Raw genomic sequence first — 14,446 nt, 5'->3', positions numbered from 1 at the left:
CGGACCGGCCGCGGAGAATCAAACATCAGAGCTTCCTCAGGCTAATGGCGTTCTTACACCGGCGAAAGTGACGAGGCTGATACGTGCCATGGTGGTTACACCGGAACGTGACCACGTTGTGCCCGGTGACAGTCCGTTACGGCTGGGGTTGCGTTTCGCGGGATCAAAGAGCAGGGCAACCCGCGTCCATGCCACGCGGGCTGCCCTGCGAAAATAGACCCGGAGTTGTCGCTGCGGTTGCGCAGTCGCCACCCTGGAGCCGCCCTTCCCCGTCCAATGACCATGCACGCGTTTCACCAGAACTGGTTAGCCGCCGCTTATGCGTGCGCCGCTGCTGCGCTGCTGGCCTTGGCTGGATGTAGTCCCGCGGTGCAGGCGGCCGGCGCAGGCCAGGCGAGCCAGACCATTGACCCGCAGCAGGCCGCCCGGCTGCACCAGTACCAGACGGAAGTGCTGCCGACGTTGCAGGCGAATTGCCTACGCTGCCACGGCGGCATGAACCGCCGTGGCGGGTTCAACATGAGCACACGCGCCGCCCTGATGCAGGGTGGCAAGGACGGCGCCATGGTCGTGCTGGGGCGGCCGGAGGACAGCCTGCTGGTTCGCGTCATCAACCCAAAGCTGCCCGAGGACGACCCCATGCGCATGCCGCCCAAGGGCGACCGCCTGACGGATGCGCAGGTCGCGGCGATTCGCAAGTGGGTCGCGGATGGTGTGGTGATGGACCGGTAGAGCCTCACCAACGGCAAGGGCTTTGGTCTTTGCAAACAGTTACGCCCGGGTTACGGGAACGAGTGGGAACCGGCATTCGGTCGCAGCATGAACGCAGTGGCGCGCAAAATGCGGGTTTCGGTGCAAGCACCGAGTCCACTGCGCAGGACGGTGAAACTGTCCTGCGCCGGTCGAAATGACAATGTTTAGGTGAGTGTTCCCAGGGTAGCTGAGTGCTCCCACAGTAACGTGCGAACAGCAGCACTGTGTAAACATTCGAGATTAAACGCGCCCGCGGCAAAAGATCGGCCGCGCCTGCGGCAAACACGAGCGATGACTGCGCACACACGTGTGCGACAGATCGCTGCCGCTACTTTGGCAGCGTTGCCGTTCCTTGGACCTCGAAGCCGGCCATGACCGCGTTCGAACCTGGGCCGGGCTGGGTGGAACCGACGCTCAATTCGTAGTGGCCGGGCAGGACGACGTGGTCGCCGGCGTCCGTCACGCTGGACAGTGACCGGTCGCTCACGTGCAGCGTCACGTCGCGGCTCTCGCCCGGGTTCAGGTGAACGCGTTCAAAGGCGACCAGCGAGCGCGCCGGGCCGTCCGGCTGCGGTGTTTTCAGGTAGGCCTCGACCACCTCGTCCGAAGCCACCTTGCCCGTGTTTTTCACCGGCACTGTCACGGTCAGCGGCTTTCCAGCCGTCAGCGTGGCATCGCTTAGTTTCGGCGCGCCGTACTGGAAAGTCGTGTAACTGAGCCCGTAGCCGAAGCCCCACAGCGGCGTGCCCGTGTAGTAGCGATAGGTCCGGTTCTTCATCGAATAGTCGGTAAAGGCCGGCAGGTCGCCGGTGGATGCGTAGAAGGTAACGGGCAGGCGGCCGGCGGGGCTGCTCTGGCCGATCAGAACGCGTGCAATCGCGGTTCCGCCCGCCTCCCCTGGGTACCACGCCTGCACCACGGCGGCGGCGTGCTCCTTTGCCCAGTTCAGGGCGATGGCGCTGCCGCTCAGGTTGACCACGATGACCGGCTTGCCGGTCGCGGCGACCGCCTCAAGCATCCGCTGCTGCGCGGCAGGCAGGTCGATGCTGGTCCGGTCGCCGCCGCTGAAGCCTTGCACGTGTACCGGCATTTCCTCGCCTTCCAGCTGCGGCGAAAGGCCGGTGAAGGCGACAACGATGTCGGACTGCTTGGCCGCAGCGACCGCTTCATCCAGCAGCGGCTGGGTTGGCGGCTCCCAGTTGAGCACCAGGCCGCCGCCGGAATGATCGCCGGCATGGCTGTACTCGATCACGATGTCGTGGTCCGCGGCATCGTTCACCGTCACCTCAAACTTTGCGGGCGAGGACCCGGTCATCACGGGCGGCGCGGTCGGCGAAGCTCCAGGTGCGAAGTGAAAGTCGCCCATGGCGGCCGCAGCGTCCTGCATTGTTGCGTCGGTGGTCGCCGGCTTCTCGCCGCTCTTGGGCTCGGATTGTTGGGGCTCGGCCTTTTGTTCCGGCCGCGCGGACGAGTTCGCCGCAGCCTCCTTGGCAGTGCGCAGGTTCTGCAGGCTGCCTTCCTTCACCGTCTTGCCGTCCATGGTGAAGCGGAAGGTCTCTTTGGGCGAGTACGGGAAGCTCGACAGGCCTTCCAGCGCCAGCTTGTAGGTGCCGGGGCCGGGCAGGCGCAGTTTGCCGGTCCAGCGGACGGAATAATCATGCCCACCGTTGGACGAGCCTGCGCCAGGAGCGAGCGCCACGTTGTCCCAATCATTTTGGATATTTGGAACTGTGCGCGTCAACGCGGGCTGACCGCTCAGGTCGGTAGACGCAAAGACCTCCATTTTCAGGCCACCCGGCAATGCCGTGCGCGGCACCGGAACCACAACGCCGTCGGCCAGCGTGGATCCCTGCGCGTAGTGCACGGTCTTGCCGCCCAATTGCAGCATGCCGTCCAGCGGCGTTACGTAGCTGCGGGCCTGGCCGTTGTAATTGCCCTCAAGCGAGACCAGCAGGTCGGCGGTGGGGCCGACCACGGCGATCGACTTTGCCCGGTTCGTTAGCGGTAACGCACCCTTGTTCTGCAGCAGCACCAGGGAAGCTTCGGCGACCTTCTCGGCCATCGCGCCGTTCTGTGCGTCGCCGGCCACGTCAGGCGAGACGTTGTCCAGCGCGTTCTTGCCGCCGTCGTACAGGCCGAGCTGGAAGCGCGCGGTGTAGAGCCGTTCCGCCGCTTGTGTGACCAGGTCCTCGCTGACCAGGTTGTGGCGCACGGCCTTGGCCAGCGTGTTGAAGCCGGGCGCCCAGATGGAGCAGGACAGGTCCGTTCCAGCCTTCAGCGAAATTGCGGCGGCGTGCTCGATGTCCGGTGCGTCGTGATGGCCGTTGGTTACGTCGACAATGGCGGCGCAGTCCGAAACCACGAAGCCGCTGAAGTGCCACGCGTCGCGCAGGTGATCCTTCAACAGCATGGTGTTGGCGCAGGCGCTGTGGCCGTCAATCGCGTTGTAAGCACACATCAGCGACTTCACGTGCGCGTCGACCACGGTGGACCGGAAGGCCGGCAGATAGGTTTCTTCCAGATCGCGGTTTGAGATGACGGCGTCAAAGATGTGACGCTGTGACTCCGGCCCGCTGTGTACGGCGTAGTGCTTGCTGGTCGCGACGGCCTTGGGGTGGTCGGGGTCGGGGCCCTGCACGCCGCGAATAAAGCCGCCGGCGATCTGCCCGGTCAGGAACGGGTCTTCGCCATAGGTTTCCTGGCCGCGTCCCCAGCGCGGATCGCGAAAGATGTTGATGTTGGGCGACCAGAAGGTGAGGCCGAAGAAGATGCGGTGATTGCCCTCGCGCTGCGCGCCGTTGAACTTGCCGCGGGCCTCCGTCGAGATCACATCGCCGACCTGCTGCAGCATTTTCGGGTTCCAAGTGGCGGCCATGCCGATGGCCTGGGGGAAGACGGTTGCGTAGCCGGACCGCGCAACGCCGTGCAGGGCCTCGTTCCAGGTCTGGTAGTCGGGGATGCCGAGACGTGGAATGGCGGTGGCCCAGTCCTCCAGTTGCTGCGCCTTTTCGTCCAGCGTCATTTTCTGGACCAGGAGGTGAGCGCGCTGCTGTGCTGGCAAGCTCGTGTCGAGCCAGGGGCGCTGCTGCACATTGCCGGATTGCTGTACGTCAGATTGCTGCGTTGCGGCAGGCAGGGCGATGGCCACGGCGGCAAGCGCGAGAGCGATGGGGCGAAGTGTCACAGAGCGGCTCCGAAGACTGGGGTTGTTTGGCGGATGAACGGGCGCGCGCTGTTACGTTGCTCCGAACAATTGGCGTGATCCATACGAACGCGAAGCCATACTATGGCGCGCAATAGACAGCAGACAAGCGAAGCGGTGGCCCTGCCGCGAGCGTCTGTGGAACGAATCTTCATTATTATGAAGCCCATGGAACAGAACAGCATCGTCGTCATGCTTGACGAGGAGATCTCGCGTCTGCGGCAGGTACGAACGATTCTGCAGTCTTTGGTGGCCGTGGAAGCCCGGGTTGCGCCGCTGCTGGTTGTGGCAGCGGTGCCGGAACCGGTTGAGGAAGAGCGCCCGGAAGCGTCGTCCGTGGTGCGGCACGTATCGCGGCGGGGGATCAAGACTGGCCGGCGAGGACCCCGTGCCAAAGAGGCGGCGGCACCGCGACCGCTGGACACCGCCGTGCCCAAGGCTCCGGTGGTGGTGTCGCGCTCCGCATTGACGGCAACCAAGCCGGTGGCGGCTCCCACGCAAGGCCCACCGCCAGACGGCACGCTGGAAGCGTTGGTGCGCTCATTCAAACAAGCGCAACCAGCGGCATAGACACCGGGCAGGGCGAGTGTACGAAGGATCGAGGCGCGGCTTGCTGCGTCTCCTTAACTGTTTTCGACCGACCGTGCTGCCGCTTGCGCCTGCGCGACCAGCTTCGCTGCCGTTTCCGAGCCTTGGGTTCCAAGCAGATGAAACTCCTTCTGGCTGAGCACGCGGGGGTAGTTTTGGAAGAACTCCTCCATGTGCCGCAGCAGCGGATCGGGCAGATCGTTCACGTGCTGGATGTCTGCATACAAGTCGCTGGCGCAGGCGACGGCGAGCAGCCGGTCATTGCGCTGCGTTTTGCCGTCCTCCAGCTTGTCCTCACCCGTGATCACGCCGATCAGCCGGACGCTTAGCACGCATCCTGGAAACGCCGGTTCGTCCATGAGCACCAGCACGTCAAGCTCATCGCCGTCGTCGGCTTTGGTGCTGGGCACGAACCCGAAATCATAGGGGAAGGCCATGCCCGCGGGCAGCACCTTCTTTAACTGGAAGCAGCGCCGCTCCGCATCGTAGGCGTACTTGTTGCGGCTGCTCTTTGGTGTCTCGATGACAACCTGCAGCGTGTCGCCCTGGAACGGATCGAGTGCGGACAGGTCGGCGAAGGAGTTAGCGGACGTGCTCATATGTGGTTGGATGCACTTGTACATCTCAAGACTGAAGAGCGCCGCTCCTGCGCTTACGTCGATCGGCCCGGCTCGATCGGGCCGCGCCTGTGCCCCGAAAATGGTGCAGTGGTGTATCACTGGCACCCTCGATGAAGATTCCGGGGTCGCGTCTGCTTTCCCCTGTCAGATACAATCGTCTTCTCAGCACCGGAACGATTCTGTGCGTGGTGAACCGCCGCCTTGGGACTGTTCCGGACGTTCGGACACGTCTGCGATTCAGGGCGCGCGAGCGTAGTTTCAGGGGCAGCGTTCTGCGCTGGCTCGGCAATGAGGATGTGCGTATTTTGTCCGTAAAACCGAAGAGCGTTTGCTCTTCCATGCAATCAGAGCAGGGTGCGCCTCCCGCATCGCCATGGAGTTCGCGTGTGCAGCGGCAGCGCCTTGCCGTCGCCGAAGCTCGCCGCGGGAATGAGCAGTCGCGGCGGAACATGTATAGCCTGACCGCAGCGACACTTCCGCTGCTGCTGGCCGGCGTTCTCTCACCGGGCAACAGCCAGGCACAGGCGAGCCCTGTTCCTGCCGCAACGGCCTCGGTCGCCGCCTCCGCACCACTGTGCACGCCGCAGGTCGTCGGCAATCGGCGCATCCCAAAGGAGTCGGTAATTGCCCGCCTGTTTTCGAGGCAGGGGGACCAGTACGACCCGGCGACCGTTGAGCGCGACTTCAACGCGTTGTGGAACACCGGCTATTTTGAGGACGTTCGGATCGAGCGGTCGGAAGGCGCGACGGGCTGCACCCAGTTGACTGTGTATGTGCGCGAAAAGCCCACCATCGGCGAGATTGCCTACAAAGGCCTGAACTCGGTCACGCAGAGTGACGCGCTGGAACGTCTGAAAAAGGCCAAGGTCGGCATCAGCGTGGAGTCGCAGTACGATCCCACCCGCATCAAGCGCGCGGAAGTGGTGTTGCGTGGTCTATTGGCCGAGCACGGGCACCAGTTTGCCACGGTGACCACGGAAGTGAAGACGATCCCGCCGGCACGCGTGAACCTCTTGTTTGTGATCAAGGAAGGTCCGACGGTCAAGGTCGGCAAGATCGAATTCGAGGGCAATCACGCGCTTTCTTCGCGCACGCTGCGCAACGCGATGAAGAACACGAAGCCACTCGGGATTCCGCACTCGATCATCCTGGAAAACTTGTTTGCGCGCACGTTTGACGCGACCAAGCTGGACGAAGACGTGGAACGCGTGCACTACGCGTATCGCGACCGCGGCTACTTCAAGATGCAGCCCGGTGAGCCGGCGACCCAGGTGCGCGACGTCACGGGCTTCAATCCCTTAACGCTGCACCCGAGCCATGGCAAGCGGATCGACATTCGGATCCCGATCGAGGAACGCGACCGTTACAAGCTGGGCGGCATCAACTTCACCGGCTTCGACAAGACGCGTTTCCAGGCCGCCGCACTGCGCGCGCAGTTCGCGCAAAAGGACGGCGAGTGGTTCAACGCGACCCAGTTCGGCAAGGGACTTGAGGCGCTTCGCAAGGCCTTCGGTTCGGACGGCTGGATCAACATGGTCGCCACGCCGGTGCCGCGCTTCGACGAAGCCAAGAAGGAAATCTTCCTGGACATCGACATCGACCAGGGCAAGCAGTTTTTCGTGTCTCGGATCGAGTTCACCGGCAACACCATCACGCGCGATCGCGTAATCCGCCGCGAACTCCTGCTGGAAGAGGGGCAGAAGTACAACAACCAGCTTTGGGAATTGTCGATTCTGCGCCTGAATCAGCTGAACTACTTCGAAACGTTGAAGGCCGACCAGGATTCCGAAACGCGCACCAACGCGGATGACGGTACGGTCGACCTCCTGCTGAAGCTGAAGGAAAAGGGCAAGAACTCCATCGGTTTGAACGGCGGTTTGAGCGGCTTGTCGGGTTCGTTCATCGGCCTGAACTATGAGACCAACAACTTTTTGGGTTTGGGCGAAACGCTGAGCGTGGTCGCCAACGTTGGCAATCTGTCGCGCAACCTGACGTTTGGATTTACGGAGCCGTACTTCCGCAACAAGCCGGTCTCGCTTGGCGTGCAGGTGTATGCGCAGAAGTACGACTTCAACCAGGCCAAGAGCTACGCGACCAGCGGCGCAAACGTGAACCTGTCGAACGCGCAGCAGTCGTTGCTGACGAACTACAACACATCGACCACGGGCATCACGCTGTCAGTGTCTTCGCCGCTGCGTCATCTGTTTCGCAACAAGGGCGTGACCCGCGTGGGCGCTTCGTACGCGATTACGCGGCAGAACATCAGCACATTCAACGACAACACCCGCAATGTATTCGAAACGCTGGCCTTCCGCAGCGGACTGCAGTCCAGCGGTAACCAGTTGAACGGAATTTTGACCAGCGTGCTGACGCCCAACTTCAGCTTTTCGTCGGTCGATCGCGCGGTGGGTCCGCACTCCGGCCGTGACTTCAACGCGGCGCTGCAGATCGCTGGCGCGGGCGGCAATGTGAAGTACATCTCGCCGCAGATCAGCTTCCGCCAGTTTTACCCGATGAAGGGTCTGCGGATCTCGCGTGAAGGCCATAACGTGCTCGGCATGCGTGCGCAGTTCGCGCACGTGGAAGGCTTTGGTGGCGAGGTCGCGCCGCCCTTCAACCGCTTCTACTCGGGCGGCGAACAGGAACTGCGCGGCTTTGACATCCGCACGGCGTCGCCGTACACGTTCATTCCAACGCGCGTCAATTTCAATCTGACCAACCCGGACGGCTCCACCGTGCCACGCGACCCGTCCAACTCCGCCCTGGGCAATCTGCAGATCCCGTTGCCCATTTACCGGCTGGTACAGGTGGGCGGCGACACGTCATTTACCGGAAACCTGCAGTACACGATTCCGATCGTGTCTCAAGTGAACTTCTCGTTCTTTACCGACTTCAACATGACGTTCAACGCGCGCGAAAGCCAGTTGCGGCAGAGCCCGCTGGGGCAGGCGCAGATCACCAGCCCGCTGTACGGCTGCCCGGTCTACACCAACGGCGCATGCTCGGGTGGTCAGCAGGTCAACTTCCCGTTCCTGCTGAAGACGGTCAGCGGCACCAACTTTGTGCCGCGCATGTCCAACGGTGCGGAGATCAGCGTTCTGCTGCCGATCGTGAACGCGCCGTTCCGCATCTTCTACGCGTATAACCCGCTGCGCCTGTATGAAACGCTGCCGCAGCAGTTCGCCGTGCAGACCGATCCAAAGAACCCGAACAATGCCTTCCGTTCGTTCTTTCCGAACTCGGGGGCGGGTGCGTTCACCTATGCGCAGGCGCTGCAACTGTATGGTGCGAACTATGTGCTGCGTGAGCCGCGCAAGACATTCCGGCTCTCGGTCAGCACCACGTTCTAACGAATGATGCCAAACAAGAAGGCGCTCCGGCAGGAGCGCCTTTTCTGTTTCATGAACGACTTTTTGATCGCGTTTACTCAGAATCCGGATCATCTCCGAGCGGGGCTTCGTCGCTGAACGCGAAAATTTCGGTTACCGGAAGTTGTACCGGTGTTCCTTGCACGGTGAGACTCTCCTCCTCGTGAAGAACTGGTTCTCCGGCATGGCCGGCGATCCAGATATCGCGCGAACGCAGATTGATTATCCACACAGCCTGTACGCCCATTTGTTGGTAGTCCCGGACCCGTTCAAGGACGCGGCGCCAGCGGTCCTCGGGTGATAACACCTCGATGCACAGGACCGGAGGCTTGTGCAGGACCTTCACAATTGGCTCGATCATGGTACAAGGCAAACGTCGGGAATGCGAACCCGCGAAGCGGACACCCGCACGCGCTGCTCTGTATAAGGGCGGAGCTTCCACTCGTGCCGGTGCAGCCCGAAAATCATGCCAAGATTAATTTGAACTGCTGCGTGCCAGCCTTCCCCTAAATTGCGCTCCTGTACTTCGCCGTCCACGTAGTCGCGGTCGGGCCGATAGCTGGTGTGCAGATACTTTCCGATCGGGATAAGGACTGTTGTTGCCATGCGGCTATTCTGCTCTCTCCTTTGCACAAGGCGGCGCGTTAGCATCATGGTGAAGGGAAAGCGAAACCATGCTGTTGCTGATCGCCGCGTTGCAGGCCGTTGGAATCATCATTGCGCTGCTGCTATTTACCCGCAAGCCGGCCGCGCCTGCCGTTGACCCGCGGCTGGGCCAGTTGCCGGAAGAGATTGCCGCCTTACGCGGGCGTATGGATGCGGCGGATGCCGCAAGCCGTTCGGGCCTGGCGGACATCCTGCACAAGCAGAACGAGGCCGCCGACCGGCTGCGCGGGAACGCCGATGCCACGGCCAGCCTCTTGCGCAGGGAGGTGCAGGAGCGCATCGAAAAGCTCGGCGCCACACTGCATGCCAGCGTCGAAGCGTCACGACAAGAGAACGCGAGCGGAGCAGACAAGCTGCGGGAACAGGTGCACACTGCCGTGCGCGAGATCGACACCAAACTGCAGGCCTTTACCCGCGAGACCGCGACGGCGCACACCACTGCGCAGGACGTTCTGCACGGCAAGCTGAACGAGCTCGGGCACAAGAATCAGCAGAGCCACGAAGCCCTGCGGGAAGGCGTGCAGGGGCGGTTGGCCGAGCTTGGCCGGGAGCATGCGGCGCAGCAGGAACAGCTCCGCGGCGCGGTGCAGCAGAGGCTCGACAAGCTGAACCAGGACAACAGCGCCAGGCTCGAAGAGATGCGCAAGACGGTCGACGAAAAGCTGGAGGCGACGCTCACCGAGCGCATCACGGCCAGCTTTACGCACGTGGGCGAGGGACTGAAGCAGGTAAATCAGGGCATCGGCGAGATGAAGGCGCTATCGACGGAGGTCGGCGACCTGAAACGCGTCTTCACCAACGTAAAGGCACGCGGCATTGTGGGCGAGTTCCAGCTCGGGCAGCAGTTAGAGCAGATGTTCTCGCGCGAGCAGTACGAAAAAAATGTGGCGGTGAAGCCGAACTCCGCGGAGCGTGTGGAGTATGCGCTGAAAGTGCCGCGCGGCGGCAGCGCGAACGGAAATGCGAACGGCTATGACGACACGGTCCTGTTCCCCATTGACTCGAAGTTTCCGCGGGAAGACTGGGAACGGCTGGAGGACGCCTATGAACACGGCGGCGCGGATGAAATCGCCAGAGCCGGTGCCTCCTTCGAGCGTGCCATCAAGGCTGAGGGCAAGCGCATCTGCGAGAAGTACATCAACGAGCCAGTCACACTGCCGCACGCGATCATGTTTCTGCCGACGGAAGGCCTGTATGCGGAAGTGATGCGCCGGCCCGGCCTGCAGCAGGCCCTGCAGCAGCAATGCAATGTGACCATGGCCGGACCGTCCACACTGATGGCAATCCTGACCAGCTTTCGTATGGGTTTTCACACCATTGCCATGGAACGCAAAGGTCACGAGATCGAAAAGGTGCTGGGCAAGGTCAAAACCGAGTTCAGCAAGTTCGGCGACTTGATCGGCAAGGTCGAAAGGCAGGTGGGTTCCGTGCAGAACACCCTGGGCGAAATCCGCGGCAAGACGACGACCATCTCGCGTTCATTGCGCAGCGTGACGGAGCTGCCCGGCGGTGAGAACAATGGCAGCTTGCTTGCTTTTGAGGAGTTCGCCGGAACCGCGCCGCAGCTTGCCGCCGGTGGCGACGAGTAGGGTCAGTTCGGCTGGTACGCGCGATCTTTCCAGGCTGCGGGTCTACGCAGCAGCTTGCGGGTGAAGGCGTACCACTGCAGCACCAGGAGCGTGGCCACGCCGGCCGGGTGCAGCGCGGCAGAGGCCGGACGCTGGCGGAAGCGGCGCATCTCCAGCAGGCGCGGCAGGTAGCAGAGCACCACGGCGGCCCAGGCAAACAGCAACGTGCCAGTCGACGCCGCGGGTCTTGTTGCCAGCGCGATCAGCAGCAATGGAACCGGCAGCACTGCCCCGAAGCTCAACAACAGGGTGAACGGCACGATCGAGCCGGGTGCGGCCATGCCCTCCGTCGCGTTTTTGGCAAGGCCTCGCCAGGTAGTCGCGGCGGAGTGGTACATGCGGCAACGGGCCAGGTCCGTCAAGTCCGCCAGGCGGGTCGCGTGGCCGTGTTGCCGCAGCAAGCGTGGCAGCAGGATGCCATCGTGCATTGTTTCGCGAATCGCGGCATGCCCGCCGCTTGAGAAGTAAGCCCCGCTGGCGACCATCAGGAATTGTCCGCACCCCGCGGCAAGACCGGGCGAGTTTGTCTGTCGTAGCAGCGGCAGCGGAAGGTATCCCAGCAGCACAAAGTGAATCAGCGGAAGCAGCAGCCACTCCAGGGTCGTTCCTGTTTCCTCCAGCGGGAAGCCGCTGACCAGGGCGGCGTTGGTGCTCTGGAGCAGCGTGGCCATGCGGGCCAGCGCCGCGGGTTCCAGGCGAACATCCGCATCCAGGAAGCAGAGCAGTGGTGAACCCGAAACCTGCGAGGCAACGGAGCCGCCCGGCGCGGAGGCCCTGCCAAGGATCGAAACATCCGCTGCGTTCTTTACCGCCTCCTGCGCAGCAATCCAGCAGGCGTGCTGCTTGCCGTTCCATCCCGCAGGCAGCAGCGGCGCTTCGACCAGGCGCACGCGCCCGTCCTTTGCGCCCAGCGCACGCACGATTGCAGCCGTGTCGTCAGAGGAATGATCGTCTATGACCAGAACACTTAGCGCGACATCCTCTGAGCGGAGTACCGATGTTACGCAGGCGGCAATGCCAGCCTCTTCGTTGCGTGCAGGAATGCAGACGACGACCCGTTTTTGTCCGCCTGCGGACACCGGCGGCGGCCGGTACTCCCGCAGATTCAATACGGTCAGCACTGCCGGCAGGGCGGCGCATCCGCAGCACACAAGCGATAAGGCGAGAAGCATGGCTGTGATATTGGACACAAAGATATGTCCAAGCGCGTCAAGGTTTCCGCGTATTGACGCCGGAGTGTTCCCCAGTGGGCGCAGCTGTGTGATCGCCGCGTTGGGAACTGCCGCCCACGAGCGCGCGAACGCCTTCGACCAGGCCATAGAAGCCCGCGGTGCCTCGTTTGCCCTCCAGCACGGTCAGAAACTGCTGCGGATCGCGCCGCAGGGAAAGCGCGGCGAGCTCGTCCTGGGTGCGCGCCATCGCCTGCTCCAGCGCGGTGTGTACAGCGTTTTGTGTCGCATCGGCCGGTGCTGCGGCGTCGTTCCCGGTCCCGCCGAAGCACAACGGTTCGCCGAAATTTGCCAAGGCTTCCGGCTGTCTCTGATCCCAGAAGGTGTACTCAAGCGCAAGCGGCAGGACGGTGGTCGCGCTGCCCTGCGCGGACCGGCGATGCAATAGCGCGGTCAGGCCGGGCCGCAGCTCGACAGGCCGTACGCGCACGTCGGTGAAATGGCCCTGCGGCGTCACAGCCAGAATGTGGCCCGCGTCCAGCACCGCCCCTGCTGTGCGCAGGAACTGGGCCGCGCCGCGTGCCGAGTCCATCGCAATCGGAAACATGCCCAGCCTGCGAAAGATTCTGTAACGCTCCAGTGCGACCGCGTCCATGGGCGCATAAAAGCGGCGGTCCGAAAAGAAGCGGTGTGACAGGGCGAATCCCATGAGCGGATCCCACCAGGAAGGATGGTTGAGATAAATGACCAGGTCGGCCGCGTTTGTAGCCGCGATGCGCGCCGAACCCGCAACGCGAACTGCGCGAAAGGCGCGTGCCAACCGCCGCTGGGCAATGCCATGGAAAAGGAAGCGCAGCCACGGTGAGATTGCCGGGGGACGCCCTGTGCCGCCGCGAGATAGGCGTTCGGATGCTGCGGTCTGGTGTGCAAGGCGTGGCACGATGGCTGTGCGCATGCTAGCAGCCGCTGCGAACAACGTGCGCCACCGGGGTCGAACAGTGCGGAGGTGTTTGGAGCGCACGTCAATCCGATTGCGGGCAAGCGCCAACAAAATAATTTCGCCCGCATTGTGTCGCGCATATAGCCTGTAGCGCATGACCAAGGGACTTCGGCTTTCTGAGAAGTGGTTTCAGCGTGGGCTGTGGGCCATTGCGGTGCTCTTTGCGTGCTTTCTGATCGGGTTGGGATCGCTGGTCGTCGCGGACCTGCCCAAGGCCGAGCCCAATGTCGACGCGGAACAATACATGGACCAGGTGCGTCTGCGGCCGGCGCGCGCCCAGGTGAAGCAGGACGACGCACAACTGGCGGACGTGAACGAGGCGCAGCAGCGGGCCTCAAACGACCTGCAGCATGCCACGACGGCATTCCAAAGCGAACGCGAGAGTTTCGACACGTGGATCGCGACGCGCTCCGCCACCGAGCAGAATTCACAAAATCCTGAGGTGCTGGCCCGGCAGCACAAGCTGGACAACCTGAAGGCTGCGCAGCGCGACGCACAGGGCCGGGCCGACGCTCTGCAGAACCAGCAAACCGATCTGCAGCAGGCGCGCGACAAGCATCAGCAGGCTGTTGAGGAGATTGAGAGGGCAGGCGAAACGGGCTACCGGCACGCCGCCAGCCGCATGGAACTTCGCGTGTTTGCGCTGCGGCTTGCGCTCATCCTGCCGTTGCTGCTGATCGCGGTGTGGCTGTTCGTCAAGCGCCGCAAAAGCCCGCGCTGGCCGTTTGTTTGGGGTTTTATCTTTTTTGCGCTGTTCGCGTTTTTTGTCGAACTGGTGCCGTACATGCCGAGTTACGGCGGCTACCTGCGTTACCTGGTCGGTATCGCGCTTACCGTGTGGGGCGGCAACTATGCCATCGCCGCGCTGCGCCGCTACCTGGACGCGCAGAAGGCGGCGGAGCAACGGCCGGAGGAAGATCGCCGCAAGGACCTGGGCTATGAGATGGCGCAGATGCGGCTGGCGCGGCGCATCTGTCCCGCGTGCGAGCGGCCGATTGATGTGACGGACGCCACGGCGAACTTCTGCATGCACTGCGGCCTGTTGGTGTTTGACGATTGTCCGCGCTGCCACACGCGGCAAATTTCGTTCACACACTTTTGCCGCTTTTGCGGGCTGATCAAGCGCGAGGCGCCGCCCGAAGAGCGCCTGTCGCCAGCGCCACTTGCACCGGCCGGGCCGGTGTAGCGCCGGTTGATTTCAGGCGTGCAGGACACTGCAGGAAAGCCCCGCAGGCAGTGCACACAGTGGGGCCAGGCTTTGCAGAAGTCCGCGCTGGCGCGGCGCCGGAATGCTGCGGTAAACGCGCGTGCGCTGCGGCATCCAGCGGCATCTGTGGGTGACTCTCTATAATCGTTGGCGATGACGCTCGCCCATTTCGGCTTCGCCGGAATTGGTTTTGAGGCGCAAACCCGCTCTGGCCGCGCGCAAGCAAGGCCGACGACCGAACCCTG

11 protein-coding genes are annotated in these 14,446 nt (G+C 63.0%); 5 read left to right on the top strand and 6 right to left on the bottom strand.

The window, feature by feature from the left end:
• The first annotated feature begins 282 nt into the window (after nucleotides 1-282).
• Entirely contained in the window at nucleotides 283-732 is a 450-nt protein-coding gene (locus ACOFKT_RS15950; protein ID WP_419804972.1) for a c-type cytochrome domain-containing protein, read from the top strand.
• A 349-nt stretch (nucleotides 733-1,081) separates the two neighbouring features.
• On the opposite strand, the gene ACOFKT_RS15945 is transcribed toward ACOFKT_RS15950, so the two are convergent.
• The gene (locus tag ACOFKT_RS15945; protein WP_419804971.1) at nucleotides 1,082-3,937 is read right to left on the bottom strand and encodes a glycoside hydrolase family 3 C-terminal domain-containing protein; all 2,856 of its coding nucleotides are present in this window, start codon (nucleotides 3,935-3,937) and stop codon (nucleotides 1,082-1,084) included.
• A gap of 102 nt (nucleotides 3,938-4,039) precedes the next feature.
• Here ACOFKT_RS15945 and ACOFKT_RS15940 point away from each other — a divergent pair, with 102 nt between their 5' ends.
• On the top strand, nucleotides 4,040-4,525 hold the full coding sequence (locus ACOFKT_RS15940; protein ID WP_419804970.1) for a hypothetical protein: 486 nt from the start codon (nucleotides 4,040-4,042) through the stop codon (nucleotides 4,523-4,525).
• A 53-nt stretch (nucleotides 4,526-4,578) separates the two neighbouring features.
• Here the strand turns inward: ACOFKT_RS15940 and ACOFKT_RS15935 are convergent, their stop codons facing one another.
• Nucleotides 4,579-5,142 (bottom strand): inorganic diphosphatase, encoded by a 564-nt coding sequence (locus tag ACOFKT_RS15935; RefSeq protein WP_419804969.1) that lies wholly within the window; start codon nucleotides 5,140-5,142, stop codon nucleotides 4,579-4,581.
• Nucleotides 5,143-5,501: 359 nt separating this feature from the next.
• Between ACOFKT_RS15935 and bamA the strand changes: the two genes are divergently transcribed.
• The gene (gene bamA / locus ACOFKT_RS15930) at nucleotides 5,502-8,513 is read left to right on the top strand and encodes an outer membrane protein assembly factor BamA (RefSeq protein ID WP_419804968.1); all 3,012 of its coding nucleotides are present in this window, start codon (nucleotides 5,502-5,504) and stop codon (nucleotides 8,511-8,513) included.
• A 73-nt stretch (nucleotides 8,514-8,586) separates the two neighbouring features.
• Here the strand turns inward: bamA and ACOFKT_RS15925 are convergent, their stop codons facing one another.
• Both ACOFKT_RS15925 and ACOFKT_RS15920 read right to left on the bottom strand, forming a co-directional pair.
• The gene (locus tag ACOFKT_RS15925) at nucleotides 8,587-8,892 is read right to left on the bottom strand and encodes a Uma2 family endonuclease (protein WP_419804967.1); all 306 of its coding nucleotides are present in this window, start codon (nucleotides 8,890-8,892) and stop codon (nucleotides 8,587-8,589) included.
• Complete coding sequence (locus ACOFKT_RS15920) at nucleotides 8,889-9,137, bottom strand: hypothetical protein (protein WP_419804966.1); 249 nt, start codon at nucleotides 9,135-9,137, stop codon at nucleotides 8,889-8,891. Before ACOFKT_RS15920 ends, ACOFKT_RS15925 begins: the two co-directional genes overlap by 4 nt.
• Before the next feature lie 68 nt (nucleotides 9,138-9,205).
• Here ACOFKT_RS15920 and rmuC point away from each other — a divergent pair, with 68 nt between their 5' ends.
• Complete coding sequence (gene rmuC, locus ACOFKT_RS15915) at nucleotides 9,206-10,786, top strand: DNA recombination protein RmuC (RefSeq protein ID WP_419804965.1); 1,581 nt, start codon at nucleotides 9,206-9,208, stop codon at nucleotides 10,784-10,786.
• A gap of 2 nt (nucleotides 10,787-10,788) precedes the next feature.
• Here rmuC and ACOFKT_RS15910 read toward each other — a convergent pair whose 3' ends face one another.
• On the bottom strand, nucleotides 10,789-11,997 hold the full coding sequence (locus ACOFKT_RS15910) for a glycosyltransferase family 2 protein (protein ID WP_419804964.1): 1,209 nt from the start codon (nucleotides 11,995-11,997) through the stop codon (nucleotides 10,789-10,791).
• Nucleotides 11,998-12,034: 37 nt separating this feature from the next.
• The gene (locus ACOFKT_RS15905; protein ID WP_419804963.1) at nucleotides 12,035-12,949 is read right to left on the bottom strand and encodes a lysophospholipid acyltransferase family protein; all 915 of its coding nucleotides are present in this window, start codon (nucleotides 12,947-12,949) and stop codon (nucleotides 12,035-12,037) included.
• A gap of 139 nt (nucleotides 12,950-13,088) precedes the next feature.
• Between ACOFKT_RS15905 and ACOFKT_RS15900 the strand changes: the two genes are divergently transcribed.
• Nucleotides 13,089-14,180: a hypothetical protein gene (locus tag ACOFKT_RS15900; protein WP_419804962.1), complete on the top strand. Its 1,092-nt coding sequence runs from the start codon at nucleotides 13,089-13,091 to the stop codon at nucleotides 14,178-14,180.
• The last annotated feature ends 266 nt before the right edge of the window (nucleotides 14,181-14,446 follow it).

Origin of the sequence: Terriglobus sp. (genome assembly GCF_965201105.1) — a bacterium.
Taxonomy (GTDB): Bacteria; Acidobacteriota; Terriglobia; order Terriglobales; family Acidobacteriaceae; genus Terriglobus.
The sequence above is the reverse complement of the archived record's forward strand: the minus strand, read 5'-3'. Positions and strand labels throughout refer to the sequence as shown.

Bases quoted from the DNA above. Each gene is read 5' to 3' on its own strand.
- ACOFKT_RS15905 (WP_419804963.1), bottom strand. From the start codon at position 12,949: ATGCGCACAGCCATCGTGCCACGCCTTGCACACCAGACCGCAGCATCC.
- ACOFKT_RS15900 (WP_419804962.1), top strand. From the start codon at position 13,089: ATGACCAAGGGACTTCGGCTTTCTGAGAAGTGGTTTCAGCGTGGGCTG.
- ACOFKT_RS15940 (WP_419804970.1), top strand. From the start codon at position 4,040: ATGGCGCGCAATAGACAGCAGACAAGCGAAGCGGTGGCCCTGCCGCGA.
- ACOFKT_RS15935 (WP_419804969.1), bottom strand. From the start codon at position 5,142: ATGAGCACGTCCGCTAACTCCTTCGCCGACCTGTCCGCACTCGATCCG.
- rmuC (WP_419804965.1), top strand. From the start codon at position 9,206: ATGCTGTTGCTGATCGCCGCGTTGCAGGCCGTTGGAATCATCATTGCG.
- ACOFKT_RS15925 (WP_419804967.1), bottom strand. From the start codon at position 8,892: ATGATCGAGCCAATTGTGAAGGTCCTGCACAAGCCTCCGGTCCTGTGC.
- ACOFKT_RS15920 (WP_419804966.1), bottom strand. From the start codon at position 9,137: ATGGCAACAACAGTCCTTATCCCGATCGGAAAGTATCTGCACACCAGC.
- ACOFKT_RS15950 (WP_419804972.1), top strand. From the start codon at position 283: ATGCACGCGTTTCACCAGAACTGGTTAGCCGCCGCTTATGCGTGCGCC.
- bamA (WP_419804968.1), top strand. From the start codon at position 5,502: ATGCAATCAGAGCAGGGTGCGCCTCCCGCATCGCCATGGAGTTCGCGT.
- ACOFKT_RS15910 (WP_419804964.1), bottom strand. From the start codon at position 11,997: ATGCTTCTCGCCTTATCGCTTGTGTGCTGCGGATGCGCCGCCCTGCCG.